This window comes from Paraburkholderia sp. CNPSo 3281, assembly GCF_024206515.1.
Classification (GTDB): Bacteria; Pseudomonadota; Gammaproteobacteria; order Burkholderiales; family Burkholderiaceae; genus Paraburkholderia; species Paraburkholderia nodosa.
In genome coordinates this window covers 17310-43073 of record NZ_JAMBPS010000037.1, presented here as the reverse complement: position 1 = coordinate 43073, position 25764 = coordinate 17310, and the positions used below count along the sequence as shown (strand labels likewise).

The window sequence follows — 25764 nt, the reverse complement described above, 5'->3', positions numbered from 1 at the left end:
CCTTTGCAAACGTGCGGTGCGAAACCAATCGCTGCCGGTCGGCAGTTAACGAAATGCTTTCACTTGGCGGGGGCGTCTTCGTGAGCGGGACGCAGCACGTCGGTCGCGCGATGCGGCATCGCGACTTGATCGATCAGGAACACTTCGCCGCGCGAGTGCTCCGCGCGCAGCGGCAGGATCGCTCGATAGGCGCTGGAGCGATACCACGCGCGCGCGATCTCGCGGCTGGCGAATTCGATCATGATGAGGTCGCCGGAAAACTTGCCCTCGAGCTGCTCCACGCGTCCACCGTGAATGATGAAACGGCCGCCGAAAGGGGCGAGCGTGGCGTCGATCTTCTCCAGATATTCGACGATGGCGGGGCAAGGTTCGACGTCGCGCAGATGGGCAATGGCGTAGGCGGTCATGGCAGGTCTCGTGAGCGTGAAAGGGCGGGTCAACGCTTACGAGAATAGGGCGCGCGGGGCAGCGGATCGATTACCTGCGAGGTAAAGGCGCCGCTGCGCCGGGTCTTCCTCGCTGTTGAGCGTCGTCGATCTAGCGTCTCTCGGGAGTTTTTTCTTGACCTGTGTCGGGCCAAGGAATGAATTACCTAATTCCCATTGCATTTTCATTGCACAGGGAGATCCCTCGGGTAGAAATTAGAGTTCACCGTTTCATTCGCTTTTCAAGGGAGTATTTCGGTATGCCAATTCCTGCTCATTTGTGGCTTAAAGATGATGGTGGTGCGGATATCAAGGGCTCGTCGACGGTTGACAGTCGTGAAGGGAGTATCGAAATTATCAGCTTCAGTCACGGAGTCAAAAATACCGTTACCGGTATCCCTTCCCATCATTCGGAGTGGTTCGCGCTCTACCGCGACGACGGCAAGATTGACGATTTCACCTGGGTTAAAGGCATAGAGCGCGGACACTTCCGCTTGCATCCGGCTGGAGGCCGCGGTATCTCGTTAGGCTGCATCACTTTGCCGAGCTACGCGGATTTCGCGAGGATCCGGCAGGCTCTGTTGCACACACCTGCCGTCTCGGCTCGTGACTCGGGGCTTCGCGCGTATGGAACCATCGAGGTAATAGCATATGGCGACACTTGCCCGTAGGCTCGCTAAAGTGACATTGTTCGTCGGCCTGTTTTTGCTTTCCGTTCGCTATGTCCATACGTATCCGCTGCGGATGCCTGAGAGCCAGCTTTCCGTGTGGCTATCTGTTTCAAACCGCATGGGTATTCGGGATCCGGACGATCTCTATATTCCAGTGATGCTAATTTCAGAACTCGTCGTTTCGCTTCTTCTATATGCGACGATAGTCAAAATCTGGCGCTACTACTGGTCAAAGCGCCAGGGCATGGCGGCCCGAGGCTGACCGTGATGACGTCGGAGTGCGATGTCGATGAACGGAGCGTCGAGCGCTAAGATCCGCTCAGGTTCGAGCAGCGATCTCCAGACAGATATCCATGGTCACGCGGCTCAATCGCCCAACATATCTGAGAGTAAAATACCCATCATCCGAATTTCGGATCGAGACGTTTTCGCTTTTCGCCACCGCCGCCATGAACCCGTCACCCGAGAATAAACCCGCGCGCAAGCAGCCGCCCACGTGGCTGCTGAACACTCTCACGGCGCTCGTTGGCGTGCTCACGCTCGCGCTGGGTATCGGCTGGATCGTCTACAAGTGGGTCGTCGATCTGGAGATTCCGTACTTCGCCATTCCGCTCGTGATGTGCGTGCCGGTGATCGCCGCCGTGGCGTTCCGCAACATCTGGGATTGAGGCGCGCGAGCACCTCTCGCATCCCCCGGATTTTCAAATCCCGTTTCAAACGCCGAAGCGCTCCGCGCACGCCGCGCGCACTCGCTCCACAACGGCACTCCATGCTTCGTTCATGCGCTGGCGGAACAGGCGCATCGTGCCCGGATACCACGGCGAATCTTCGCGGTCGTGCATCCAGCGCCAGTCCAGGTCGTACTGCGGCAGCAGCACCCAGCACGGCTTGCCGAGCGACGCCGCCAGATGCGCCGTGGACGTATCCACGCAAATCACGAGATCGAGCTGCGCGATGATCGCCGCGGTATCGACGAAATCGCCCACGTCGGTGCCGAGGTGCAGCAGCGGCAGGCTCGCAGGCGGATTCTGCGCCTCGTCTTCTCCCTGACCTTTTTGCAGGCTCACGAACTGCACGCCCGGCAGGTTCCAGAGCGGAGCGAGCGCGGCAAGCGAGGGCAGCGAGCGGTGCGCGTCATTGAAATGCTTCGGGTTGCCCTTCCAGACGATGCCGATGCGCCGGCCTGGCGAGAGCGCGGCAAGGCGCGCGCCCCAGTGCTCGACGAGCGCGGGCTCGGGCGTATAGACGAGCGGCGCGGGGATCGTCTCTAACGTCGTGCCTAGACGGTGCGGCGCGCTGATCGGGCTCACCCAGTAGTCGAACTGGCCGGCTGCAGCTGCGCCGGCTTCGTGGTCGAGCACGGCGTCGATGCCTTCCACGCCGCGAAAGAGCCGATGCAGGGGCGGCTGGCAGGCGAACGCGACGTGCGCCGCGCCCTGCGCCTTGAGCACATGCGCATAGCGCCCGAATTGCAGCATGTCGCCGAGGCCGTCTTCCTGCCACAGCAGCAGCGATCTGCCAGCGAGCGGCTCGCCCTGCCAGGCGGGACACTGCAGCAGACGCTGCGTCGCGTGATGCACGAAGCCGGGCATGGAGTAGCGGCATTCGTAGCGCGCGAAGCCTTCTTCGAAGCGGCCCATGCTGATGAGCAGCGTGGCGAGACGGAATTTCGCATCGCCGTATTCCGGGTTCGCGTCGAGCGCGCGGCGGTAGCTGGCCTCCGCTTCGTCAAGCCGGCCGTATTCCTTGTGCAGGCTCGCGATATTGAAGTGCGCCTCGGCGAAATCGGGCCGCACGGCCACGGCTTCGTGGAGCACCTCGAGCGCTTCCGCGCGGCGCCCGAGCGCCATCAGCACACAGGCGAGATTGTTATAGGCCTCGACGCGACCCGGCAGGCGGCGCAGCGTCTCGCGATACGCCGCCTCGGCCTCGGGCAGCCGCTCGAGCGTATGCAGCGCGACGCCGAGGTTGTACTGCGCTTCCGCGTGGTTCGGCGCGAGTGCGAGCGTCTGGCGGAACGCCACCTCCGCCTCGGGCACGCGCTTGAGGTCGGTGAGCACGCAACCGAGGTTGTTCAGCGCATCGATGAAATTGGGGCGAATCTGCAGCGCGAGGCGAACCGCGAGTTCCGCTTCGGTGAGCTTGCCGGACGCCTTGAGCAGCGTGGCGAGATTGTTGAGCGCCTCTGGATACTGCGGGTGGATCAACAGGGCCTGGCGAAAGGCCTCGGCGGCTTCGTCGCCGCGCGCCTGATCCTGCAGCAGTGTGCCCAGCGCGTTATACGCCTTCGCATGGCGCACATTCGCGGCGATGGCGCCGCGAAACGCGCTTTCGGCTTCTGCGTGGCGGCCTTGTCCCTGCAGCAGGAGGCCGAGGTTGTAGTGGGCGTCGGCGTGAGCCGGGCAGTCCGCGAGCACGGCGCGAAAGGCAGCTTCCGCTTCGGCGTGGCGCGTCTGGCGCTGCAGGACGACGCCCAGATTGCTGCGTGCGTCGGCGTCGGCGGGCGCCAGGCTCAGCAGCCGTTCATAGAGCGCCTGGGCTTGATCGAGGACGCCGAGCGCCGCAAAGAGTGCGGCGAGGCCGCTGTACGCCTGCGCGAAGTCGGGCTTTGCCGCGAGGCAGCGCTGCCACAACGCCTGGGCGCGCGCCGCGTCGCCCGTGCCCATCGCGCTCAGGGCCGCGAGATTGAGCGCCGGCGCGAGCGCGGCGTCGTCCGTTGCCCCGGGTTGGCCGCCGACATGCGGTTCGAGCAACGCGAGCGCGTCGGCGAAGCGGTGCGCTTCGCAGTGCGCATTGGCTTCGCGCAGGATGTCGTCGGGGGCGGGCGCGAGGGGCGTCGAAATGGTCACAGTGAAAATCGTAAGAGACGGGGCGCGGCGCGTGGGCGACACGGACAATGCGGCAGTGTCGAGATTACGACAGCTCGTGCTCAGTCAACGGCGCGAATTGAGCGCATCCGGTGCGCTTATTCGGACGATAAGCGCATCTGGCCCGGAAAACCTTGCAGATGGCTTGCAAAATGGGGCGAGCGCCGTGGATAGGCGCGTAAGCGTTTCAAGCGCCTGCGCGTGCAGACGGGGGATCGTCGCCGTGAACCGATCTTGCCGATTGATTCGAATTCCGAACGATTCTTCATCGCGCGCCGAACCAGGCCGCGCGCGATGGCACGCATCAGGGCACCAGCACCTGCCGCCCGACCACCAAGCCCCGTACGAGCGCTTCGAACGCCTCGTTGATTTCCGTGAGCGGCCGCACAGAGACCGGCGAGGGCTGCATCTTGCCTTCGCGCATCAGCGTCACGAGTTCGCGCAGCTCGGGCAGCGTGCCCACGTAGCTGCCCTCGATCTTCAGAGGCCGCATCGGGATGATGGGCAGCGAGAGCGTGAGGTCGCCGCCCATCAGCCCGACGATCACCACGTGGCCGCCGCGCGCGCAGGCGTCGAGCGCGAGCTTGACGGTGGGCGTCGCGCCCACGAGGTCGAGCACCGCGCGTGCGCCGCCGCCCGTTGCGGCGATGACCTGCTGCAGGGCGTCGTCCGAGCGCGCGTCGATGGCCGCGAGCGCGCCCGCCGCCAGCGCGGCTTCGCGCTTGGCGGGGTCCACGTCCACGACGATCGCGCCTTGTGCGCCCATTGCCTTGAGCACTTCGAGCGCCATCATGCCGAGGCCGCCCGCGCCGATCACGACCACGGGGCCTTCGTGGATGCGCGCGCCGAACTTCTTCACGGCCGAATACGTCGTCACGCCCGCGCAGGCAAGCGGCGCGGCCTTCACGGGATCGAGGCCGGCGAGATCCACGAGATAGCGCGGATGCGGCACAATCACGTAATCCGCAAAGCCGCCGTCACGCAGCACGCCGAGCGACTGCGGCTTCGCGCAGATATTTTCTTCGCCGCGCTGGCAGGCCGCGCATTCGCCGCAGCCGATCCACGGATGCACGACTGCCGCCGTGCCCGCCGCGAGCGCCTCCGGCGCGCCTTGCGCGTCGGGGCCGAGCGCCACGACCTCGCCGCAGATTTCATGGCTCGGCGTGAGCGGCAGCTTGATGCCGCGGTCGGCGAGCGAGAGCTTCTTGCCGCCGCCCAGGTCGTAATAGCCTTCCCAGATGTGCAGATCGGAATGGCACAGGCCCGCGGCCTTCACGCGCAGCAATACCTCGGTGCCCCTGGGCTCGGGCACGTCGCGCTCGACCAGTTCGAGCGGCTTGCCGTGATGGATAACGCAGTAACAGCGCATTTGCATCGATGTCTCCGTGAGTGTTGTGTACGGCGGCCAGACACAGCCAGGCGAAAAGCGGCGTCTTCGCATCATAGCCGATGCGATTTAAATTCGTCCGGTCGTTCTATTTTTGCTGCTGTGCGCTTGATTCCTCAGCAGGCAGACGTGTGCATTCGGCGCAGATCGTTGCATAGCTAACTATATTGGGTTATCCTGTGCGCATGTTCGATCATTGCCTTTACTTCAACACCACGGCGCTCGCGCGGCGCCTCGAGCGCGAATGGGCGCAAGCCTTCGAGCGCTTCGAGCTGACGCCGCCGCAGGGGTTCATGTTGCGCGCCGTGCTGGAGCGTCCCGGTTTGCCGCAGCGCGAACTGGCCGATCTGCTCTCCATCGCGCGGCCCACGGCCACGCGCGTGCTCGACGGCCTGGAGGCGCGCGGCTACGTGGAGCGCCAGCGCACGGAGGGCGACGGCCGCGAAGTGGCGATCGTGCCCACGGCGCAGGCCGTGGCGATTCGCGAGGCGCTCAATGCCGCGAGCGCGACGGTCGCGAGCCGCCTGAAGCGCACGCTCGGCGGGGAGGCGTTTGTGGATACGGTGTCGCGCCTGCGCACGGCGCGGGCCACCTTGGGCTGAAAGCGCGCGGCGCGCGTTATGCGCAGCCACGCTTCAGAAGGGCATTAAAGAGTAGGGAGTTGCATCATGCGGCGCATCGGCGCTTTCTGTCTTTCAACCTGGCTTGCGGCCGCGGTTCTTTTTCTCGGGCGCCACTCGGTGCCGTTGATTGCGCTCAGCGGTGTGATCGTGTTCGCCGGATTCGACCTCTTTCGTCCTGATTCGGCCGACCAGTAACGCCATGCTGCGAGCGCCGCGCGTAGCACGCGGCGCTCGCGGTCCTTCACATTACATCTCTTCGGCCCACGACATGTTTTCGCGCGCGAGCAGCGCCGACGATGCCGCCGGCCCGAACGTGCCTGCCGTGTAGGTGCGTGGGCGGTCGTTCAGTTCTTTCCAGCCGTTGAGAATCGGCTCGACCCACGTCCATGCGGCTTCCAGTTCGTCGCGGCGCATGAAGTGCGTGAGGCGGCCGCGGATTACGTCGATCAGCAAGCGCTCATAGGCTTCCGCGCGGCGCTCGGGAATGGCCTGCTGCAGATCGAGATTCAGGCTCACGGGCAGCATATTCATGCCGCTGCCCGGCTCCTTCGCGAGCATTTGCAACTGGATCGACTCTTCCGGCTGAAGCTGGATCACGAGACGGTTGCCGTAGTGGCGCGGGCCGCTCGGGAAGATCGAGAACGGCAGGTCCGCGAATTCGATCACGATTTCCGACTGGCGGTTCTGCATGCGCTTGCCCGTGCGCAGGAAGAACGGCACGTTGGCCCAGCGCCAGTTGTTGATGTGCGCGCGCAGCGACACGAACGTTTCCGCCTTGCTGTCGGGCGGCACGTTGTCTTCCTGCAGATAACCCTTCACCGGCTGGCCGTCCACGGCGCCCGCCGCGTACTGGCCGCGCACGGTGTCGCGCGCGATATCGGCGAGCGACATGGGGCGCAGCGAGCGCAGCACCTTGAGCTTTTCGTCGCGCACGGCGTCCGGGTCGAGCGAGACGGGCGGCTCCATCGCCACGATGCACAGCAGTTGCAGCAGGTGGTTCTGCACCATGTCGCGCAGCGCGCCCGTGTGATCGTAGAAGCCCGCACGGCTGCCGACGCCCACCGTTTCCGCCACCGTGATCTGCACGCTGCGGATATACGGCGCCTGCCACAACGGCCCGAAGATCGGATTGCCGAAGCGCAGCACCATCAGGTTCTGCACCGTTTCCTTGCCCAGATAGTGGTCGATCCGGTAAATCTGCGATTCGGAGAAATGCCGGCCCACCGACTCGTTGATCTCCTTGGCCGAGGCGAGATCGTGGCCGAGCGGCTTTTCGAGCACCACGCGCGAGCTGCCGTCGATCAGACCGCCCGCCGTGAGGTTGTCGCAAATCGTCGTGAACAGTTCCGGCGAAGTCGAGAGATAGAACACGCGCAGGGCATGCTCGCGCGACGCCGCCTTCAGGTTCGCGTAATTGACGGGATCGTTCACGTCGATGATCACGTACTGGAACAGGTTCAGATAGCGGTCCCACGCTTGCGCGTCGAACGCTTTCGCGTCGATAAACGGACGCGACTGCTCTTCCATGAACTTGCGATAGTCGTCGATCGTCCAGTTCTTGCGGCCCACGGCGATGATGCGCGTTTCCGGCGGCAGGTTGCCATGCAGGTGCGCCATGTAGAGCGCCGGCAGCAGTTTGCGCGCGGCCAGGTCGCCTCCGCCGCCGAAAATGATCATGTCGACGGGCTGTTCGGGCAAGGCTTGGGCAGGCTGATTCGTCATGGCAGGTCGGAGGTGACGCGCGCTCGGGCAGCGTGGTTGAGCACGACCACTAGCGCGCGGTTGCAAAACCCGCACCGGTCGCAAGAGCGGGGCGCGGCGAAAACACTAATGGTGCATGGTTTCGCGCGAGTTTGCACGCATGGCGCGAACGAGGCGTTGCGCGAGACGTCTTCGTCGATAATCCGACCGGCCGTTCATGCATGCATCGCGTGGCATTGCGCCGATCTTTACCCGAGCCCCGGCACCGCCACGCCGAGGGTCGTGAGCACCAGCACGACATTGAGCGAGAGCACCGCGGCCGCGCCCGCCAGGGCTCCCGCAGCCGTGAGCGCGCGGTTACGATGGGGACCCATCACGTCGCCGCGGCACGTGAACCACACGAGCGCGGCCATCGGGAACGGCAGGGCGAGACTCAGCACGACCTGGCTCATGACGAGCGCGTCGGTGGCGTTTGCGCCCAGCGCCACCACGATGAAACTCGGCACCATCGTCACCGCGCGGCGCAGCCACAGCGGAATGCGAAAGTTCACGAAGCCTTGCATGATCATCTGCCCCGCGAGCGTGCCGACCACCGAACTCGAAATGCCCGAGGCGATCAGCGAGACGAGGAAGATGCTGGCGGCCGCCGCGCCCAGCAGCGGCGCGAGCGTGCGGTAGGCGGTCTCGATTTCGGCGACATCCGCGTAGCCCTGGTGGAACGCGCCGGAGGCCATCACCACCATCGCCATGTTGATGAGCCCGGCCACCGAAAGCGCGACCACGACCTCGACGTTAGAAAACTTCACGAGGCGTTTGCGTTCGGCGTCGTTGCGCGCGAGCACCCGCGCCTGGGTGAGCCCCGAGTGCAGAAAGAGTGCATGCGGCATGACCGTTGCGCCAATGATGCCCACCGCGATCGTCACGGCTTGCGCGTCGGGCAGGCGCGGCGTGGCGAGGTGGCGCAGCAGGCTTTGCCACTCGATCGGCGTGATGAAAAGCTCCAGAACATAGCAAATGCCGATCACGCCCACGAGCGCGCCGATCAGCAGTTCGAGCGGCCGGAAGCCCGCGCGCTGGAGAAACAGCAGCGCGTAGGTCACGACGGCCGTCACCGCCATGCCGGCGAGCAGCGGCAAATGAAAGAGCAGCGCAAGGCCGATCGCGCCGCCGAGGAATTCGGCGAGATCGGTGGCCATGGCCGCGATCTCGCTCACGATCCACATGAGCCACACGAGCGGCGCGGGCAGGCTGTCGCGGCACAGTTCGGCGAGATTGCGCCCGGTGGCGATGCCGAGTTTCGCGGAAAGTCCCTGAAACAGCATGGCGATGACGTTGGCCAGCAGCACGACCCATAGCAGCGCGTAGCCGTAGCGGGCACCGGCCTGGATGTTGGTCGCGATATTGCCGGGGTCGATATAGGCCACCGAGACGACCACGGCCGGACCCGCGAGCGGCAGCAGAAGGGCGACGCCGCGGCGGCGTCCTTCGAGCGCTTCGCGCACCGCGGCGGCCGTGTTGCGGGTGAGGCCGTCGGGGGCGCGCTGCGCCTCGTCATCGCGGGTGCGATGATCCATGCAACTTCTCGCGCGATCCGGGGTCTGTAGGCGCAGCCCATCGCCCTATGGCACGCATCGAACATTTGCGAATACGTTGAAAGTGCGTCATCGGAATCGGGCCCTCACGCGTTAAGCAGGCAATCCGCGCGCCTGCCTTGGCACTATCTCAGCACAAACCGGCGCGGCGCGCCTTCGCTGCTCTCTTTCCCTTACGAAATGCCTGAATTCCCGATCTTTTCGTTTACACCGGCTCACATGAAAAAAACGCTCGCGACTGCGCTGCTGATGAGCGGCCTCGCATGGGGCACGCTCGCCCACGCCGACGACAAGGTCATCGTGCTCGACTCGGGCGAGGCGAAGCTCTCGCTCATCGACCAGGCAAGCCGCACCGTGGTCGGCACCGAGCCCACGGGCAAGGAACCGCATCACCTGATGATCACGCCCGATGGCAAGTCCCTCATCGTCGCCGATTCGGTGTCGAACGACCTGCTGTTCCTCGACCCGCATACGGGGCAGATACAGCGCCGCCTGGAAGGCATTGAAGATCCGTATCAGCTTGGCTTCTCGCCCGACCACAAATGGTTCGTGACCGCGGGCCTGCGGCTCGACCGCGTGGACGTCTATCACTACGACGGCCAGAACCTCACGATCGCAAAGCGCATTCCGCTCGGGAAAACGCCGAGCCACATCACGTTCGCCTCCGACAACAAAACGGCGTTTGTCACGCTGCAGGACACGGGCGAAGTGGCCGCCATCGACCTGCCGACGCAAACGGTGCTCTGGAAGCTGCAAGTGGGCAACACGCCCGCCGGCCTGTGGATGACCCCGGGCGACAAGTACCTGCTGGTGGGCATGACGGGCGAGGACAACGTGGCCGTGGTGGACTGGCACAACCGCACGGTCGTGAAAAAGATCCAGACCGGCCGCGGCGCGCATAACTTCCGCAACCTGGACGATGGCAAACATATCGCCGTGTCGAATCGCGTGGAGAGCACGATCAGCATTCTCGACTACACGACGCTCACGAAAGTCGCCGACATCACGGGCCTGCGCCCAGGTCCCGACGACATGGAACTTTCGGCGGACAAGCGTTACCTTTGGGTGACGTTCCGTTTCGCGAAGCACGTGGGCATCATTGACCTGAACACGCGCAAGCTGATCGATACGATCGCAGTGGGCCGCTCGCCGCACGGCATCTACTTCGCGAACAGCGCGCCGGTATACGCGCCGAACCCGGATTGATTGAGGAGTCCCGATGCTCGATACGCTGATTTCGCAGGCCGACAACCTCGTTTCGTGGCTGCAGACGCTCGTCTACGTGGACGTGGTGCAGCCGATCTTCTACAAGGTCGGCCTGATGGGCTACGACGAGGACACCTACGACGCGCTCTACTGGGTGATCGTCGGCGCGCTTCAGATCTGCGCCTCGTATGTGCTGCTGCGCCCGCTCGAAGCGCTGCGGCCCGCGGAAGACTGGGGCAATCGCCGCGCGCTGCGCGCCGACGTCTGGTACACGTGGATCGCGAAACTCGGCATTCTGAACATCGCGTTCTTCTTCCTGCTCACGCCATTGTTCAATCACTGGCAGAGCCTGATGGCGATCTACAGCGTGCCGAACATCGACGTGGACAGCCTCTGGCCCGGCGTGACCGACAAGCCGCTCGTGTCGTTCCTGATCTATCTCGTCGTGCTCGACTTCGCGGGCTACTGGTATCACCGCTGGCAGCACCGCTTCGGCGTGTGGTGGGAACTGCACGCCGTGCATCACAGCCAGCAGCAGATGTCGCTGTGGTGTGACGATCGCAACCATTTCCTCGACGACATCGTTCAGGCTGCGTTCTTTGCGGGTATTTCGCTCTTTATCGGCGTGCCGCCCGCGCAGTTCGTCGTGCTCGTGGCGGTGAGCAACTTCATGCAGAGCGTGCAACACGTGAACGCGCGGCTCGACTTCGGCTGGCTGCTCGAGCGCATCGTCGTGAGCCCGGCGTTTCATCGCCGCCATCATGCGATCGGCTATGGCCACGAAGGCACGCGCTATGGCTGCAACTTCGGCGTGCTGTTTCCGTGGTGGGACGTGATGTTCCGCACGGCGTCGTGGAACAAGGAACATGAGCCTACCGGCATTCGCGACCAGTTGCCTGCGCCGCACGGCCGGGGCGCGAACTATGGTGAAGGCCTGCTCGCGCAGCAGTGGTTTGCCCTGGTGCGCATCGCACGGCGCCTCGCGGGCAAGGGGTATCCGCTGGGGGACGCGGCGCGCTGAGCTTCGCTGCGTTCGTTGTCGTTCCTCATGCGAGGCGGTCTTCGGGCCGCCTCGTTTCGTTTCAGGCTGACGTTTCGGGATGCGGCCGGCGCGCCGGATGCGATAATCGCGCATTCATCCCCACACATGCATGATGCGCGCGTCAAAAGCGCAGTTGGAGAACATCTTGAGCCGTATCGACAATCCGCAGCACGACCAGGAAGTCGGCGTGGCCGACGCCACCCAGGACACGACCCGCATCGACGACACGCGCATCGGCGCCGTGCGCCCGCTCATCTCGCCCGCGCTGCTGCTCGACGAGCTGCCGGTGCCGCAGGAGACGCAAACGCTCGTCGAAACGAGCCGCGGCGAGATCGCCGAAGTGCTCGCGCAGCGCGACGACCGGCTCGTGGTGGTGGTGGGCCCGTGCTCGATCCACGACCACGACCAGGCGATCGAATACGCAAAGCTGCTCAAGGCGAAGGCCGATACGCTCGAGGACGACCTGCTGATCGTCATGCGCGTGTACTTCGAGAAGCCGCGCACGACGGTGGGCTGGAAGGGCTATATCAACGACCCGCGTCTCGATGGCAGCTTCCGCATCAACGAGGGCCTGCGCGCCGCGCGCCAGCTGCTGCTCGACATCAACGCGCTCGGGCTGCCCACAGCCACGGAATTCCTCGATCTGCTGAGCCCGCAATTCATCGCCGACCTCGTGGCGTGGGGCGCGATCGGCGCGCGCACGACCGAAAGCCAGAGCCACCGGCAGCTTGCCTCGGGCCTCTCATGCCCGATCGGCTTCAAGAACGGCACCGACGGCGGCGTGCAGGTGGCCGCCGACGCCATCGTCGCGGCGCGCGCGAGCCACGCGTTCATGGGCATGACGAAGATGGGCATGGCCGCGATCTTCGAAACGCGCGGCAACGACGACTGCCACGTGATCCTGCGCGGCGGCAAGAGCGGGCCGAACTACGATGCGGCTTCCGTGGCGGCGTGTTGCGCGTCGCTTGCGAAGGCGGGGCTGCGCGAGCAGGTCATGATCGACTGCTCGCATGCGAACTCGAACAAGGCGCATCAGCGCCAGATCGACGTGGCGCGCGATATCGGCGAGCAGCTGGCGGCCGGCGACAAGCGCATTGTCGGCGTGATGATCGAGAGCCATCTCGAAGAGGGGCGCCAGGAGCAGAAGCCGGGCGTGCCGCTCAAGCACGGCGTGTCGATCACCGACGCGTGCATTAGCTGGGCACAGACGGCGCCGGTGCTGGACGGGCTGGCGCAGGCGGTGCGGGAGCGCCGCAAGGCGGGGTGAGGGCGCTAACGCCCCTTGCGCGCCCCTTTCTTCGCTGACGTTGCCCGCGGCGCCTCCCTCACCGGCGCCGCAACCCCCACACTCGCATTCAACTGCTCGAGCCACGAAAGCGCATCGGCATAGGCGAGAAATTGCTGCAGATACCCCGGCGACACTTCGCGCATGAGCGAGAGCGCGCGATGCACGAGGCTGCTCGAATTGAGCGGCCCCGCGTTTCTGGGCACCTGGTCCAATGACTGCCGCAGCTGCTTTTCGGAGCGCACGCGCGACCACGTTTGCCGGAAGTATTCGACCAGCTCCGGGTCTGGCTCGTGCCGCACGCGCGTCGCCGGTTGTGCCGGTTCCGGCCGCGCTAGCGAATCGACGAGGCGGCCCAGTTCGCTTCTCGCCGTCTCGTCGCCGAGCCCGTGCGTGATGTTCGATGTCTCGCGCGCGAGGTCGTCGGCGAAGGCGTCGAGCAGTTGTGCGAGTCGCGCGTCGATGAGCCGGCGCGCTTCGCCTGCGTGTGCGGCGGCGCGGCGTTCCAGCGCCTCGATGAAGTGAAAGCGCACCGGGTCGAGCTGGTCCGCGCCGCGGGCGCGCCAGGCGTCGAGCAGGGCGCGGGCGTCAGGCGAGGCGGCTGGTGCGGCTGCTTGCGAGAACCGCGGGCCCGCATCATTGACCATGCTTGCCCTCGCCGACGGTCGGCCGCGGCACCGGCGCGATCTCCACGCGGCGGTTCTTCGCGCGGCCGGCCTCGTCCGTGTTGGCGCTCACCGGCTGCTCGGAGCCGAACGCCGCCGCGAACACCGACGACGCGGGAACGCCGGCGTCGATGAACGAGCGCGTGACCGTCAGCGCGCGTTCGGCCGAAAGCTCCCAGTTGTCGGCGAAGCGGCGGTTGCCTGCGTGCACCTGCTGGTCGTCGGCGAATCCGCTCACCATCAGGATTTCGTCGCGGCTCTTCAGATACGCCGTGAGCGGCCCGGCGAGGCTCTTGAGCAGATCGCGGCCTTGCGGCGTCAACTGGTCCGAGTTCAGCGCGAACAGCACGCTGCCGCTAATGCCGATGCGTCCATTCACGAGCGTCACGCGGCCCGCCGCGAGCGGGCCCGCGAGCGCCTCTTCGAGCGTCTTGCGGCGCTCGGTTTCCGCCTTGCGCTGCTTCACCTCGTTCGCGAGCCGGCTCGACAGTTCGAGCTGCATGCCGACCACGCCCACGAGGATCAGCAGGAACGCGCCCAGCAGCACCGACATCAGGTCGGCGAATGCGGGCCAGACCGGCGCAGCGGGGGCCGCGCCGCCGTCGATTTCGTCGTTCATGCCGCGTCCGCTCCGGCGGTGGCGCGCTGGTTCGCGAGCTGCTGCAGGTTCTCGACGATCTGCTTCTGCGACAGCATGCTCAGGTCGATGACCTCACGCGCCTGGGCCACGTAGTAGGCGAGCTGGTCGTCGCTGCGCGCAAGCGACTTGTCGAGCGCGGCCTCGATGCGCTCCAGATGCGCCACGAGCTTGTCGTTCGATTCGCCAAACACGAGCACGGCCGCGCCGAACGCGTCGCCGAGGCTCGCCACTTCCACGGCGCTGCCGCTCACCTGCGCGGCGATCGCGCCGAGCTTGCCGCTCCCGGCTTCGACGTTCGCGCTGAACTGGCCGCCCACGCGCGTAAGCAACTCCGACGATGTGGAGACGAGCGCGTCGATCGCCGAGCGCTGGTCGGTGGAGGCGCGGTTCACGGCGTCGAGCAGTGTTTCGAGCGTGGCGAGCAGGCGGTTGCGCTCGTCGAGCATCGCGGTGTCGCGGACCATGCTGTCCGACAGTTTCTGGCGCAGTTCGGCGATGACTTCGGCTGCTGCCTGCGGTGCGACCGACGCGGCCTGCACGAGGCTGCCGATTTCGGCGATCGTGCTGGCGTTGTGCGCCTGCGACTGCGTGGTGATGTCGTTGGCGGTTTGGGCGAGCGTTGCGCAGATTTCCTGCTGGCGCTGCGCGGTGGCCGCGCTCGTGGCTTCCCATTCCTCGCGCAAGGCCGCCGACATCGTGGCAAGCGACGCGCTCCATGCTTCGAGGCGTTGCTCGTCGCGCGAAGAGATTTCCGCGTGCAGGTTTGCTGCGGCCTTTGGAGCCTCGGCGGCCGCTTCGACCAGACGATCGATCTCGGCAATCGTCTTGCTGGCGTGCTGTTGCGACTGCGCAGCGATATCGTTCGCGGTTTGCGTGAGCGTCGCGCAGATTACCTGCTGACGTTGCGCCGTGTGAGCGCTCGTTGCTTCCCACTCTTGACGCAGCCCGGCGGCCATCGTCGCGAGCGATGCGGTCCATGTTTCGATGCGTTGCTCGTCGCGCGCGGAGATTTCCGCGTGCAGGTTTGCTGCGGCCTTCGGCGCTTCCGAAGCGGCATCGACGAGGCGATCGATCTCGGCGATCGTCTTGCTCGCGTGCTGCTGCGACTGCGCGGCGATATCGTTCGCGGTCTGCGCGAGCGTCGCGCAGATTTCCTGCTGACGTTGGGCCGAAACCGCGCTGGTCGCTTCCCATTCCGTGCGCAAGGTGGCGGCCATCGCCGCGAGCGCATCGGCCCAGCTTGCGAGCCGCGCTTCGTCGCGCGCGCCGAGCTTCGTCTGCAGCTCCGCGTGGGATGCATCGACCGCGCGCAGCAGCGACGCCGAGTGCTGCTCGAACGTCGCCGCCGCCGTGGCGAGCGCTTGCTGGTTGTCTGCGGCGAGCTTTTCGCCGGCACGTGCTTGCTGTTCGAACGCGGCCTGCCACGCGTGCGACATCGTTCCCGATGCGCTCTCGAAGCGCGTCGACACGCCATCGAGCAGGCCCGAGGCACGTTGCTCGAAGCTTGCGTTGAAGCGCTCCAGCGCCCCGCCCAGGTCGGCGGCAAGCGCCTCGTTGGTCTGGCGGTGCTGCGCGAGCGCGCGGTTCCAGATCTCGGCGACGTTTGCCGTCGAGGCCTCGAAGCCGCGCGAGAGCCCTTCGAGCTGTTGCTGCACCGCCTGCGTGAGCGCGCCCTGCATCGACGCCGATTCGCGCGCGAGGCCCGCCATGGTCGCTTCGACGACGGGCTGCAGCGCCGCGCCCGCGGCGCGTGCGCTTTCGGCGGCGCTCGACTTGAGCGACTGGCCCACGGAAGCCGCGAGGCGGCTCCAGGCGGCTTCGGCGTTCGCGGCAAAGGTCTGTTGGGTCGCGATCTGCTGTTCGTGCTGCGCGGCGCCCTGGCGTTCGATCAACGTCATCAGCGCGCCAAGCTTGTCGACCAGCGCGGGCATGGCGTCGGCCTGGCGCTGCAGCAGCTTGAACGAGGCTTCGCGCTGATGAACCGGCGAGAAGGCGCGCAGCGTCGTCGCGATCTTCGCGTCGAGCTGCTGCGCGGCTTCGATGCGTTCACGGCGGCAAAGCGCGGAGAGCAGGCCGAGCATCGCGGAGGTGGCCACACCCGCGATCGAAGTGCCGAACGCGAAGCCGAGGCCGTTCACCGGCGCGGCGAGCGAGGCGCGGATGGCATCGAGGTCGGTGGCGCTTTCCAGCGCCGCGCCCGTGCCCTTGAGCGTGACGACCATGCCGAGCAGCGTGCCGAGCATGCCGAGCAGCACGAGCAGGCCCGTGAGGTAGGGCGCGAGTGCCGGGCCCGGCAGGGCCACACGCTCGCCTTCGATGCGCGCGCGCACGGCATTGCGCAGGCCCGGATGCAGCGTGTCGAGCCAGTCGGCCAGGCGCGCGGGCGGCGTGTTCAGTTGCGCGACGGCCTGGGCGAGCGTGGTCGTGGCCTGCTGGAAGCGATACAGCTCCCACGCGCCTGTGACATAGCACGCGCCGATTAGCAGCGTGACGGCGCTCGCAAGCGGGTTCGTGACCGCGTAGCCGGCGCCGATCCAGCACACGGCGGCGAGACCCACGACGAAGACAACAGATTCAATGCGAAATCGGGACATAGCGCGGGACATAGCGTTTGGGTTAGCTGGTGCGAAGGGCAGCAAGCAGCCCCTCCACCGGTTGAAACCGAATCTCAAGTTCGGCGAGCAACACGCTCTGCATATCTTTGCGAAAGCCGGCGAGCCAGGCGTGAGGCGCGGCGCTTTCTCCGGCGGACTGCGCCGCGGCCGCTGCGCGCTGCCGCTCGAAATGCGCCCCGAGCAGCGCGGGCACGCCGGCGAGCAGGCTGCGCTCGCGCGCGCCTAGCGCCTGCTCCATCACGGCGTCCACCGTCGCGAGGCGCGCGAGCGCAGGCGCACGGGCGGCCAGCGCGGCACGCAGACGGGCGCGCAGCGTGGCGATGTCGGTCTCCATCGCCTGCTGCAGGGCGACGTAGCGCTGGCGGAAATCCGCGAAATCGGGTTCCACATCGGCTGGCTGGCTGGCGGCCTGCGTGCGTCGTCCGTCGCGCCGCGCAGGCCCGCCTTCGCCCGCAATGGCCTTTCTCAGCGCCGCGCGCACGCGCTCGCTCTGGCTTTGTTCGGAACTGGCGCCCACGCGCGTGGCTGGCTCGCCGCCCGGCGTCTGCACGCTCAGCGCCGTTGAAAGCGCGATGGCGTCCGTCCAGCCGAGCCACTGGCTCAGATGGTCCGAGATCGATTGCCGGGATTCGGGCACTTCGGCATCGCCGAAGCGGGCAAGTAAGCGAACGAGCGTCGGGCCGCTCAACGCGAGGCGTTGCGGGGCTAGCACTTTTCCACCTGGGCAAAAAACCCGCTAGTTTACACGCCCGCGAGGGGGCGGCCGGCATCGGCCGTCTGCCGGGCGCCTGAACGACGGCGCGGCGGCCCGTGAAAGCGGAGTATTCGCGGGCGCGAGGCCGCGCCGCGCGGGGGCTTCAGATGCCTGAGCCGTTCAGGCCTTGGCGCTCTCGGCCAGGATTTGCTGGATCGCCTGCTCGAAGGTTTCGACGGGCTGGCCGCCGCTGACCAGATACTGCTGGTTGAAGATGATCGCTGGGACCGACTGGACACCGGCCGACTGGTATTCGTGCTCTTCGGCGCGCACTTCGTCGGCATACTGGCCACTTTCCAGGACTGCACGCGCTTTATCCGCGTCGAGCCCCACGGACTGCGCCGCCGCGACGAGCACCGCGTGGTCGCTCGTGTCCTTGCCCTCACCGTGATACGCACGCAGCAGCGCCAGCTTGAGCGGCAACTGCTTGCCCTCGATGCCGGCCCAGTGCAGCAGACGATGTGCGTCGAAGGTGTTGTAGATGTGCTCGCGCGGCCCGAACGCGAAACCGACGCTCGCGCCGCGCTCGCGGATCATGGCCTGCGTTTCGGCGATCTGCTCGGGCGTGCGGCCGTACTTCTTGCTGAGATACTCGACCACGGATTCGCCGCCCGGGCCCATCTGCGGATTCAGTTCGAAGGGGTGCACGACGATCTGCGCATCGACGGTGTCGCGCAGCCGTTCGAGCGCGAGGTTCAGCGACGAGAGGCCGATTGCGCACCACGGGCACGCGATGTCGGAGACGAAATCGATTCTGAGCGGTTGTTTCATGGCTTTCCTGATCCGGTTGAACGCGGGGTAACTGAGGCGCGGTGCAGCGCGGGCGCGCAAGTCGCGTGCGCACCCGGCGTGGATGATTCGTCAGTTCATTCGTCCATCATGCGGGCCTTGACCTTCTTGCCCTTGACCTTGCCCGCATTGAGCTTGCGCAGCGCGTCGCGCGCGATGCTGCGCTCCACGGCCACGTAGGTCGAAAAATCGGTCACGCTGATCTTGCCGATCTGTGCGCCGCTGAAGCCGGCTTCGCCGGTGAGCGCGCCCAGCACGTCGCCGGGGCGGATCTTTTCCTTGCGGCCGCCCAGGATTTGCAGCGTTTCCATCGGCGGCAACAGCGGCGCGTTGCTGGCGGACTTGAGTTCCGCGAGGGGGCTCCATTCGACTTCGCGCTTGAGCGCCTGCTCGATGCCGCCCACCCGGCCCATCTCGTCCATGCTCGCGAGGCTGAGCGCCCAGCCGTCCTGGTCGGCGCGGCCCGTGCGGCCGATGCGGTGCACGTACACCTCCGGGTCGGGCGTGACGTCCACGTTGATCACGGCTTCGAGCTGCGCGATGTCGAGGCCGCGCGCGGCCACGTCGGTCGCCACGAGCACCGAGCAGCTGCGGTTGGCGAACTGGATCAGCACCTGGTCGCGCTCGCGCTGGTCGAGCTCGCCGTGCAGCGCAAGCGCGTGAAAGCCCTGCGCGCGCAGCACGTCGAGCAGGTCGCGGCATTGCTGCTTGGTGTTGCAGAACGCGAGCGTGCTCACGGGACGGTAGTGGTTGAGCAGCATGCCCACGGCGTGCAGGCGCTCGTCTTCCGTCACTTCATAGAAGCGCTGGCGGATCTTGCTGTCGTCGTGATGCTCTTCGAGCTTGACTTCCTTCGGATTGCGCAGGAATTGCTGGCTCAGCTTCGTAATGCCTTCGGGATAGGTCGCCGAAAAGAGCAGCGTCTGGCGCTCCTTGGGGCATTGGCGCACCACGGTGGCAATGTCGTCGAAAAAGCCCATGTCGAGCATGCGGTCGGCTTCGTCGAGCACGAGCGTATTGAGCGCGCCGAGCGCGAGGTTGCCGCGCTCCAGATGGTCCATGATGCGGCCCGGCGTGCCCACGACGATATGCGCGCCGTGTTCGAGGCTCGCCGCCTGCGGCCGCATGGGCGTGCCGCCGCACAGCGTCAGCACCTTGATGTTCTCTTCCGCGCGCGCGAGACGGCGAATTTCCTGCGTGACCTGGTCGGCCAGCTCGCGCGTGGGGCAGAGGATCATGGCCTGCACGTCCTGACGACGCGGGTCGAGACGCGAGAGCAGCGCGAGCGAGAAGGCCGCTGTTTTGCCGCTGCCGGTCTTGGCCTGGGCGATCAGGTCGTGGCCCGCGAAAGCGATGGGCAGGCTCGCGGCCTGGATCGGCGTCATGTCGACGTAGCCGAGGCGCGTGAGGTTGGCGAGCATGGCGGGCGCGAGCGGCAGCTCGCTGAAGGGCTGGGCGTGCGTAGGAGTGGCTTTGTTTGTCATGACGGGGTCTCGCGCCGGACGGGTGAGGGCGACGCGGCCGTTCGGTAGAAGTGGCGTCGATGCGGGTGGTGCGCGCGCAGTGCGCGTGCGTTCCGGGATTTTAACGGATGCGCGCACCCGCGCCTGCGCGCGTGCCGCGCGAGGGGCGATGTCGAGCGCCACGGAGGAGGCCGAAAATCATTCGTTTGATAATCGCGATTTCACGCAATAATAATCGTCGCATAGAGAAATAATGCACGCGCGCGACAAGACTATGATCATGGTCATAAAGTTTCACCGGTCGCGAAAATTTTAATCGCTGCAAATCGCCCGCAATTAATCCACTTTCCACAATAATCGAATTGCCGCGCTGATCCGGGCGTCGCGTGTTTGCCACACGGCCTATTCGGGCCGATCGATGTATTACTCCATATTTCCCATTGAAGACAAGGACTTACGGATTATTATTCTGATATTTCCAGATTCAGCAAATAACTGTTACAGCAATTGCCAAGGCGATTTAAAGCCTTTGACACGTAGACTTCGCCCGGGATTGCCGGTGTGGCTCCAATACCCGGAGCCGCGTCAGTGCGGTCTGAATGTCATAAGGAAAGTCATGAAGAATACTTTGATTATCGCGGGCGTCCTCGGCGCATTCGCAGCCTCCGCTCACGCACAAAGCAGCGTTACTCTCTACGGCGCACTGGATGCGGGTATCGTCTACGCGAACAATGCAGGCGGCCACGCCGCATGGAACCAGGGTAGCGGCACCGTTGGCGACACGTACTTCGGCCTGAAGGGCAGCGAAGACCTGGGCAGCGGTCTGCATGCGATCTTCACGTTGGAAAACGGCTTCAACCTGAACAACGGCAAGGACACCGAGAGCGGCACGATGTTCAACCGCCAGGCGTTCGTCGGTCTGCAGAGCGACCGCTTCGGTACGTTGACGCTCGGCCGCCAGTATGACTCGATGGTCGACTACCTCGGCCCGCTTTCGGAAACGGGCTCGGGCTACGGCAACAACCTCGCCGCTCACCCGTTCGACAACGACAACCTCGACCACTCGTTCTCGATCAAGAACGCGGTCAAGTACCAGAGCGTCAACTACCAGGGCTTCAAGTTCGGCGGCATGTACGGCTTCAGCAACGACGCTGGCCAGTTCGCGAACAACCGCGCATGGAGCGCTGGCGCATCGTACGGCAACGGCCCGCTGAACTTCGCGGCTGCCTACTTGCAGATGAACAACTCGCCGACGAACACGAACAGCAACGGCGCGAATTCGGCATCGAACGGCAATAACTTCAATCTGTCGGCACAAACGCAGCGCACCTTCGGCGCAGGCGTGAACTACAACTACGGCCCGGCAACGGTCGGCTTCGTGTGGACGCACACGCAGTACGAAAACCTGATCGCTGGCGGCCAGGGCGGCAACACGTTCTCGATCCCGTCGGGCACGAACCTGCACATGGACAACTTCGAGCTGAACGGCGCCTACGCGCTCACGCCGGCTCTCGCCCTGAACGCGTCGTACACGTTCACGGACGGCAAGGTCACGGGTTCGAACGGTTCGGGCGATCCGAAGTGGCACACCGTCTCGCTGACGGCTGACTACTCGCTCTCGAAGCGCACCGATGTCTACGCCGGCGCCGTGTACCAGCACGCTTCGGGCGAACTCGGCGACGCCGGCGCGAACGTTGCGATGATCAACACGCTGTCGCCGTCGACCTCGCAGAACCAGGTCGCCGCAACGGTGGGTCTGCGTCACCGCTTCTAAGCATCAATGGCTCGCTCCCTCGTGGAGCGACGCCGCGCGAGCACCCGATCGGCCGGTCGGGTCCCGCGCTGCACGCGGGCAAGCTACACGAGGCCCGCGGTTTCATCCGCTTTCTACCTGAAGCACGACCGGTTCGCGGTGCGTGGCACGCTCATGAGGCGCGCCAGGCCTGCGAACCGGTTTTTCTTTTGCGGCTCAGGATTGCGTAGCCGCAGTCGTAGGCGCTGTGCCCGCAGGCGCGGCCACGTCACTCGACACGTCTTCCGACGCCCCCCGCACCCGCGAAACCCATAGCACCGCCACGCACGTGAGCGCCGCGGCGATCCAGCCGTTCTGCCCGAAGCCGATGATCGCGCCGTTCGCGCCATTCGTAAGCCACTGGCCGCCCAGCCACGCGCCGATGCCCGTGCCGAGCGCCTGCACCGCGCTGTTGGCGCTCAGGAACGCGCCGCGCCGCGCGGGCTCGGGAATCGTCGTGAGCAATGCCTGCATCGGCACCATGCGGCCCGACATCGAGATCATGAACAGAGCGAAGAACGCCACGAGCGCGAGGAAAGGCAACGCGGGCAGATGTGTGACGAACAGCACCGGCACGAGCGAAACGAGCGCCATCACGCGGAAGATGCGGCGCTTGCCATAGCGGTCCGCGAGACGGCCCACCGCGTGCGAGGTCATGAACGTCGCCGCGCCGCCCGCCATATAGAGCCAGGAGAGCTGCTGCGGCGCGATGCCGTGATTGCCGACGAGCATCGGCGCGATAAATGGGATCACGAGCATGTGACCGGCCATCATCGTGAAGGTGAGCGCAAAGGCCTTCAGGTGGCGCGGCAGCGTGAGCAGTCGCCAAAGGGTTGGCAGCACTTGCGCGAGCGGCGTGCGCTGGCCGAGATGCCCGGTGAGCGGGGGCACGACGCGCGAGCCCGCGAGCCAGATCGCCACGGAGAGCGCGACGAGCAGCAGGAACGGCGCGCTCCAGCCGTAGTGCGCGCCGAGCAGCACGCCGGCCGGCACGCCCGCGATGGCGGCGATGGAGAACGCAGTCATGATGACGCCCGTGGCCGCGCCGCGCCGCGCGGCGGGAATCACGTCGCTCACGATCGCCATCACGATCGAGCCCAGCACGCCGCCGGTGAGGCCCGCGAACGCACGCGCGGCGAGCAGGAGATGAAAGTTCGTGGCTAGCGCGCAGGCGAGATTGGAGAGCGCGAACAGTGCGTAGGCCACTTGCAGCAGGCGGCGGCGATCGAAACGGTCGATATACGTCGCAGCAAGGAGTCCTGATAGACCCGAGCAGAGCGAATACGCGGAAACGGCCGTCGCGAACGCCGCGGGCGTGATCGCGAACGCGTGCATGATCTGCGGGCCGAGCGGCATCATCACCATGAAATCCATGATGACGGTGAACTGCGTGAGCGCCAGCAGCCAGAGCAGGGTGCGTTCGCGCAGCGGTGTGAGAGAAGGGGTCATGTATGGGCTTGGAGCCTGAAAGTAAAAAGGCGCGGCAGTGTTGCCGCGCCAGCGAGATCGATCAGTCGTCGATCGTTTCGTGGGCCGCCTGCGCGCCTCGCCGCCAGTAGGCGGAAGCGCGAATGCGCTTCTTGTCGACGCCGCGCTCGTTGCACAAATGCGCGCGCACCGCGCGGATCGCCGAGGCTTCGCCGGCGGCCCAGACGTAGCCTTCGCCCGGCGGCAGCCATACTTCGGACACGCCGTCTACGAGCGGCTGCTCCGATTCGCTTTCGTCGCGATAGCACCACGTGGCGTAAAGATCGGCTTCGGTGGGCAACGCGATGCGGGCTGCGCGATTCGCCACTTCCACGACCACGGCCACGCGCGCGCCGGCCGGCAGCTCCGTGAGGCGCCGCTGAATGGCGGGCAGCGCCGTTTCGTCGCCGATCAGCAGATGCCAGTCGAAGCCCGTGGGAATCACCATGGAGCCTCGCGGGCCGCCTACGCCGAGATACTGGCCGGGCTGCGCCTGTGCCGCCCATGCCGTGGCCGGGCCGGCTTCGTGCAGCGCGAATTCCAGATCGAGCTCGTTCGCTTGCGTATCGAAGCGGCGCGGCGTGTAATCGCGCGCGGCGGGGCGCACGACGCCTTCGGAGAACACGACGCCGTCTGGACCGAAAGTTGGCAGTACTGGCTTTTCCTCACCGGCGGCGGGAAAGAACACCTTGATGTGATCGTCGAACGACGCCGAGACGAAGTCGCCCAGATCACCCGTGAGCGTGACGCGGACGAGCGAGGGCGAGAGCGCCGTGACGCGCGCCACACGCAACAGTCGGAATTTCAGCGGGTGACGCACACGGACGACTTCGAGTTGGGACGGGTTCTGCATGTATGGCTCCGATGATGTTGGGGTGGCGCGGCACGGGCCGCCGCGTGGCGCGTGGAAGCGGGTTGTCAAACCTCGCTGTCGTCGCTGCCGTTTTCGATTTCCTGGGTGGCGCGCGCAAGAATCGCGGCGATGCGGCGCTGCTCCTCCGGCGCGGCGTCGGTGCGGCGCAGGAGCGCGCGCTTGAGCGCGCGGCGCGCCTCGATCAGCTCGCGCACCCAGGCGCTGCCTTCGGCCGGATCTTCGCCGGCCATGGCGCGGCGCATGACTTCCATCTTGCGGCCGAAGTGCGTGAGTTTCGCGAGGATCAGGTCCGCGCGTTCGCGGTTGGTCTCGAGGTACGCGCGGCCTTCGGGCGAGAGCTCGTAGCGCTTGCGGTTGCCTTCGAGCGTCACGCTCACATAGCCCAGTTCTTCCAGGTACGTGAGGGCCGGATAGACCATGCCGGGGCTCGGGCTGTAGAAGCCGTTCGAACGCGCGTCGAGCGCCTTGATGAGTTCGTAGCCGTGGCTCGGGCGCTCGGCGAGCAGCACGAGCAGCATGAGTTGCAGGTCTTCGGACGTGAACTTGCGGCCACGGCCAAAACCGTCGCCGTCGCCGAAACCGCGGCCGAAACCTTCGCCGAATCGATCGCCAAAGTCGCCGGGACCTTCGCCGCCGCGATGGCGGCCCATGGCGTGGCGCAGCGCGTGCAGCGCCTGCATGGCCGGGTGGCGGCCGCCGAGGAAGTCGCGCGGATCGCGCGCGGAGTGGCCGTGACGGCCCGTGTGACCAAAGTGCGGATGGTGGCGCATAGGGCCTCCTTGTCTGGTGAGTGTCTTAAAACATGTCTTAAGATATATATCGTAAGAGTGTTTGTCAAAGAGAATATTTGGGGTGTGAGCGCACGATAGGGTCTGTTGGGACGAGGACGAGCGGTTTCAGGCGATTGACGCGTCGGATATTTCCGACGTATTTTCTGCGAATGACCACGACCGATGTCTTTGGAGCGATTGCGAACCCGACGCGCAGACGCATCCTCGAAATGCTGCGCGGTGGCCCGCGTGCAGCCGGGGAGATCGCGTCCGCGTTCGCCGTGAACCGTCCGGCGGTTTCCGAGCATTTGCAGGTTTTGCGCCTTGCGGGCCTGGTCACGGAACAGGCGCGTGGACGTCAGCGCCTTTATGGATTGAACGCAGGCAGGCTGAGGGAGCTCGCGGAGTGGTTGCATCCGTTCGAGCAGTATTGGGCGCAGCGCCTGGATGCACTCACTGAAATACTCGACAAGGACACGCAATGACAGAACCCGGACTCATCCAGCTCACTCGCTTCATTCCGCACTCGCCGGCCAGGGTCTGGACTGCCCTGACCGACCCTGCCATTCACGCCAGATGGTGGGCGGCTGGCGACGTGCGCGCGGTCGTCGGGCATCGCTTCACGTTGGATATGGGGCCGTGGGGCCTGCAGACCTGTGAGGTCGTCACCGTCGAGCATGAACGGCTGCTGTCCTGTTCGTTCGCACCCGGCACGTTGAACACGACGATCACCTGGCGGCTCGCAGCCGAAGGAAGCGGTACCCGCCTGTCACTCGAGCACAAGGGCTTCGATCTCGATTCGCCGCTCGGCAAGGCAGCCTTTCAGGGTATGGGCAAGGGATGGCCGGACGTCATTCAGCGGCTTCAGGACCTGCTGGGCGTATGAGGTGCGATGGCACGAGTGCTTGCCTCTAGCGCAACGCCCGTTACTGGCGCTGCGTATTACCTGGCAGTTCTGTAAAACTGCTTGATCGGCCCCATCGGATACCGCCTGATGGGTCCGATCGTAGTCGACCCCGGGCGGACGTTCAGCGTGGCGCGGAGCCGAAGTGCAAATGACAGCATTCGCCTGTCGAGCATGTAAACCACCGAATGTCCTTTCCCGCGCATGGGTTGATCGCGATCGCGAACCGGAT

26 protein-coding genes are annotated in these 25764 nt (G+C 65.7%); 11 read left to right on the top strand and 15 right to left on the bottom strand.

Annotated elements, in window-relative coordinates; genetic code table 11:
• Nucleotides 1-59: 59 nt before the first annotated feature.
• The gene (locus tag M3I56_RS28160; RefSeq protein ID WP_254356748.1) at nt 60-407 is read right to left on the bottom strand and encodes a DUF1330 domain-containing protein; all 348 of its coding nucleotides are present in this window, start codon (nt 405-407) and stop codon (nt 60-62) included.
• A gap of 278 nt (nt 408-685) precedes the next feature.
• On the opposite strand from M3I56_RS28160, the gene M3I56_RS28155 reads away from it, so the two are divergent.
• The 3 genes from M3I56_RS28155 (at nt 686) to M3I56_RS28145 (ending at nt 1764) form a co-directional block, all read left to right on the top strand.
• Nucleotides 686-1096: a tlde1 domain-containing protein gene (locus M3I56_RS28155; protein ID WP_254356775.1), complete on the top strand. Its 411-nt coding sequence runs from the start codon at nt 686-688 to the stop codon at nt 1094-1096.
• Nucleotides 1077-1358: a hypothetical protein gene (locus M3I56_RS28150; protein ID WP_254356747.1), complete on the top strand. Its 282-nt coding sequence runs from the start codon at nt 1077-1079 to the stop codon at nt 1356-1358. The genes M3I56_RS28155 and M3I56_RS28150 overlap by 20 nt, the downstream gene beginning before the upstream one ends.
• A 187-nt stretch (nt 1359-1545) precedes the next feature.
• On the top strand, nt 1546-1764 hold the full coding sequence (locus tag M3I56_RS28145) for a hypothetical protein (RefSeq protein ID WP_028206128.1): 219 nt from the start codon (nt 1546-1548) through the stop codon (nt 1762-1764).
• Between the two features lie 45 nt (nt 1765-1809).
• Here the strand turns inward: M3I56_RS28145 and M3I56_RS28140 are convergent, their stop codons facing one another.
• Nucleotides 1810-3945 carry a tetratricopeptide repeat protein gene (locus M3I56_RS28140; protein WP_254356746.1) on the bottom strand — a complete coding sequence of 712 codons (2136 nt, stop codon included), beginning with the start codon at nt 3943-3945 and terminating at the stop codon, nt 1810-1812.
• Between the two features lie 322 nt (nt 3946-4267).
• Nucleotides 4268-5332: an alcohol dehydrogenase gene (locus M3I56_RS28135; RefSeq protein WP_254356774.1), complete on the bottom strand. Its 1065-nt coding sequence runs from the start codon at nt 5330-5332 to the stop codon at nt 4268-4270.
• Between the two features lie 203 nt (nt 5333-5535).
• Here M3I56_RS28135 and M3I56_RS28130 point away from each other — a divergent pair, with 203 nt between their 5' ends.
• A complete protein-coding gene (locus tag M3I56_RS28130; RefSeq protein ID WP_028206125.1) occupies nt 5536-5952 on the top strand; it encodes a MarR family winged helix-turn-helix transcriptional regulator in 417 nt (138 codons plus the stop codon).
• Between the two features lie 66 nt (nt 5953-6018).
• Nucleotides 6019-6168, top strand: a complete 150-nt coding sequence (locus tag M3I56_RS28125; RefSeq protein WP_254356745.1) for a hypothetical protein — start codon at nt 6019-6021, stop codon at nt 6166-6168.
• A gap of 51 nt (nt 6169-6219) precedes the next feature.
• Here the strand turns inward: M3I56_RS28125 and zwf are convergent, their stop codons facing one another.
• Together zwf and M3I56_RS28115 are read right to left on the bottom strand one after the other, a co-directional pair.
• A complete protein-coding gene (zwf, locus tag M3I56_RS28120) occupies nt 6220-7695 on the bottom strand; it encodes a glucose-6-phosphate dehydrogenase (protein ID WP_254356744.1) in 1476 nt (491 codons plus the stop codon).
• A gap of 227 nt (nt 7696-7922) precedes the next feature.
• Nucleotides 7923-9248, bottom strand: coding sequence for an Nramp family divalent metal transporter (locus tag M3I56_RS28115; protein WP_254356743.1), 1326 nt, complete (start codon nt 9246-9248; stop codon nt 7923-7925).
• A gap of 237 nt (nt 9249-9485) precedes the next feature.
• Between M3I56_RS28115 and M3I56_RS28110 the strand changes: the two genes are divergently transcribed.
• The 3 genes from M3I56_RS28110 (at nt 9486) to M3I56_RS28100 (ending at nt 12781) form a co-directional block, all read left to right on the top strand.
• Complete coding sequence (locus M3I56_RS28110) at nt 9486-10472, top strand: beta-propeller fold lactonase family protein (RefSeq protein WP_375541805.1); 987 nt, start codon at nt 9486-9488, stop codon at nt 10470-10472.
• 13 nt (nt 10473-10485) lie between these two features.
• The gene (locus M3I56_RS28105; protein WP_254356742.1) at nt 10486-11493 is read left to right on the top strand and encodes a sterol desaturase family protein; all 1008 of its coding nucleotides are present in this window, start codon (nt 10486-10488) and stop codon (nt 11491-11493) included.
• A 166-nt stretch (nt 11494-11659) separates the two neighbouring features.
• Nucleotides 11660-12781 (top strand): 3-deoxy-7-phosphoheptulonate synthase, encoded by a 1122-nt coding sequence (locus M3I56_RS28100; protein ID WP_254356741.1) that lies wholly within the window; start codon nt 11660-11662, stop codon nt 12779-12781.
• A gap of 5 nt (nt 12782-12786) precedes the next feature.
• On the opposite strand, the gene M3I56_RS28095 is transcribed toward M3I56_RS28100, so the two are convergent.
• The 7 genes from M3I56_RS28095 to M3I56_RS28065 form a co-directional block, all read right to left on the bottom strand.
• Entirely contained in the window at nt 12787-13446 is a 660-nt protein-coding gene (locus tag M3I56_RS28095) for a DUF2894 domain-containing protein (protein ID WP_254356740.1), read from the bottom strand.
• Nucleotides 13436-14083: an OmpA family protein gene (locus tag M3I56_RS28090; protein ID WP_028206117.1), complete on the bottom strand. Its 648-nt coding sequence runs from the start codon at nt 14081-14083 to the stop codon at nt 13436-13438. Before M3I56_RS28090 ends, M3I56_RS28095 begins: the two co-directional genes overlap by 11 nt.
• Complete coding sequence (locus tag M3I56_RS28085; RefSeq protein WP_254356739.1) at nt 14080-16698, bottom strand: DUF802 domain-containing protein; 2619 nt, start codon at nt 16696-16698, stop codon at nt 14080-14082. Before M3I56_RS28085 ends, M3I56_RS28090 begins: the two co-directional genes overlap by 4 nt.
• 22 nt (nt 16699-16720) lie before the next feature.
• Entirely contained in the window at nt 16721-17431 is a 711-nt protein-coding gene (locus M3I56_RS28080; RefSeq protein ID WP_254356738.1) for a DUF3348 domain-containing protein, read from the bottom strand.
• 162 nt (nt 17432-17593) lie between these two features.
• On the bottom strand, nt 17594-18244 hold the full coding sequence (locus tag M3I56_RS28075; protein WP_028206114.1) for a DsbA family oxidoreductase: 651 nt from the start codon (nt 18242-18244) through the stop codon (nt 17594-17596).
• Between the two features lie 95 nt (nt 18245-18339).
• Nucleotides 18340-19746: an ATP-dependent RNA helicase DbpA gene (dbpA, locus tag M3I56_RS28070; protein WP_254356737.1), complete on the bottom strand. Its 1407-nt coding sequence runs from the start codon at nt 19744-19746 to the stop codon at nt 18340-18342.
• A 100-nt stretch (nt 19747-19846) separates the two neighbouring features.
• A complete protein-coding gene (locus M3I56_RS28065) occupies nt 19847-20122 on the bottom strand; it encodes a hypothetical protein (protein WP_254356736.1) in 276 nt (91 codons plus the stop codon).
• Between the two features lie 219 nt (nt 20123-20341).
• Between M3I56_RS28065 and M3I56_RS28060 the strand changes: the two genes are divergently transcribed.
• Nucleotides 20342-21499 carry a porin gene (locus M3I56_RS28060; RefSeq protein ID WP_254356735.1) on the top strand — a complete coding sequence of 386 codons (1158 nt, stop codon included), beginning with the start codon at nt 20342-20344 and terminating at the stop codon, nt 21497-21499.
• A 195-nt stretch (nt 21500-21694) separates the two neighbouring features.
• Here the strand turns inward: M3I56_RS28060 and M3I56_RS28055 are convergent, their stop codons facing one another.
• The 3 genes from M3I56_RS28055 to M3I56_RS28045 all read right to left on the bottom strand — a co-directional run bounded on the left by M3I56_RS28055 (nt 21695) and on the right by M3I56_RS28045 (nt 24628).
• A complete protein-coding gene (locus M3I56_RS28055; protein WP_254356734.1) occupies nt 21695-22966 on the bottom strand; it encodes an MFS transporter in 1272 nt (423 codons plus the stop codon).
• A gap of 61 nt (nt 22967-23027) precedes the next feature.
• A complete protein-coding gene (locus M3I56_RS28050; protein WP_254356733.1) occupies nt 23028-23837 on the bottom strand; it encodes a siderophore-interacting protein in 810 nt (269 codons plus the stop codon).
• Nucleotides 23838-23902: 65 nt separating this feature from the next.
• Nucleotides 23903-24628, bottom strand: a complete 726-nt coding sequence (locus M3I56_RS28045) for a helix-turn-helix transcriptional regulator (RefSeq protein WP_375541804.1) — start codon at nt 24626-24628, stop codon at nt 23903-23905.
• Nucleotides 24629-24798: 170 nt separating this feature from the next.
• Here M3I56_RS28045 and M3I56_RS28040 point away from each other — a divergent pair, with 170 nt between their 5' ends.
• Complete coding sequence (locus M3I56_RS28040; protein WP_254356732.1) at nt 24799-25113, top strand: metalloregulator ArsR/SmtB family transcription factor; 315 nt, start codon at nt 24799-24801, stop codon at nt 25111-25113.
• Nucleotides 25110-25514, top strand: coding sequence for an SRPBCC domain-containing protein (locus M3I56_RS28035; RefSeq protein ID WP_254356731.1), 405 nt, complete (start codon nt 25110-25112; stop codon nt 25512-25514). The genes M3I56_RS28040 and M3I56_RS28035 overlap by 4 nt, the downstream gene beginning before the upstream one ends.
• Nucleotides 25515-25764: the final 250 nt, after the last annotated feature.

Bases quoted from the DNA above. Each gene is read 5' to 3' on its own strand.
- M3I56_RS28160 (WP_254356748.1), bottom strand. From the start codon at position 407: ATGACCGCCTACGCCATTGCCCATCTGCGCGACGTCGAACCTTGCCCC.
- M3I56_RS28155 (WP_254356775.1), top strand. From the start codon at position 686: ATGCCAATTCCTGCTCATTTGTGGCTTAAAGATGATGGTGGTGCGGAT.
- M3I56_RS28150 (WP_254356747.1), top strand. From the start codon at position 1,077: ATGGCGACACTTGCCCGTAGGCTCGCTAAAGTGACATTGTTCGTCGGC.
- M3I56_RS28145 (WP_028206128.1), top strand. From the start codon at position 1,546: ATGAACCCGTCACCCGAGAATAAACCCGCGCGCAAGCAGCCGCCCACG.
- M3I56_RS28135 (WP_254356774.1), bottom strand. From the start codon at position 5,332: ATGCGCTGTTACTGCGTTATCCATCACGGCAAGCCGCTCGAACTGGTC.
- M3I56_RS28130 (WP_028206125.1), top strand. From the start codon at position 5,536: ATGTTCGATCATTGCCTTTACTTCAACACCACGGCGCTCGCGCGGCGC.
- M3I56_RS28125 (WP_254356745.1), top strand. From the start codon at position 6,019: ATGCGGCGCATCGGCGCTTTCTGTCTTTCAACCTGGCTTGCGGCCGCG.
- zwf (WP_254356744.1), bottom strand. From the start codon at position 7,695: ATGACGAATCAGCCTGCCCAAGCCTTGCCCGAACAGCCCGTCGACATG.
- M3I56_RS28115 (WP_254356743.1), bottom strand. From the start codon at position 9,248: ATGGATCATCGCACCCGCGATGACGAGGCGCAGCGCGCCCCCGACGGC.
- M3I56_RS28110 (WP_375541805.1), top strand. From the start codon at position 9,486: ATGAAAAAAACGCTCGCGACTGCGCTGCTGATGAGCGGCCTCGCATGG.
- M3I56_RS28105 (WP_254356742.1), top strand. From the start codon at position 10,486: ATGCTCGATACGCTGATTTCGCAGGCCGACAACCTCGTTTCGTGGCTG.
- M3I56_RS28095 (WP_254356740.1), bottom strand. From the start codon at position 13,446: ATGGTCAATGATGCGGGCCCGCGGTTCTCGCAAGCAGCCGCACCAGCC.
- M3I56_RS28090 (WP_028206117.1), bottom strand. From the start codon at position 14,083: ATGAACGACGAAATCGACGGCGGCGCGGCCCCCGCTGCGCCGGTCTGG.
- M3I56_RS28085 (WP_254356739.1), bottom strand. From the start codon at position 16,698: ATGTCCCGATTTCGCATTGAATCTGTTGTCTTCGTCGTGGGTCTCGCC.
- M3I56_RS28075 (WP_028206114.1), bottom strand. From the start codon at position 18,244: ATGAAACAACCGCTCAGAATCGATTTCGTCTCCGACATCGCGTGCCCG.
- dbpA (WP_254356737.1), bottom strand. From the start codon at position 19,746: ATGACAAACAAAGCCACTCCTACGCACGCCCAGCCCTTCAGCGAGCTG.
- M3I56_RS28060 (WP_254356735.1), top strand. From the start codon at position 20,342: ATGAAGAATACTTTGATTATCGCGGGCGTCCTCGGCGCATTCGCAGCC.
- M3I56_RS28055 (WP_254356734.1), bottom strand. From the start codon at position 22,966: ATGACCCCTTCTCTCACACCGCTGCGCGAACGCACCCTGCTCTGGCTG.
- M3I56_RS28050 (WP_254356733.1), bottom strand. From the start codon at position 23,837: ATGCAGAACCCGTCCCAACTCGAAGTCGTCCGTGTGCGTCACCCGCTG.
- M3I56_RS28045 (WP_375541804.1), bottom strand. From the start codon at position 24,628: ATGCGCCACCATCCGCACTTTGGTCACACGGGCCGTCACGGCCACTCC.
- M3I56_RS28040 (WP_254356732.1), top strand. From the start codon at position 24,799: ATGACCACGACCGATGTCTTTGGAGCGATTGCGAACCCGACGCGCAGA.
- M3I56_RS28035 (WP_254356731.1), top strand. From the start codon at position 25,110: ATGACAGAACCCGGACTCATCCAGCTCACTCGCTTCATTCCGCACTCG.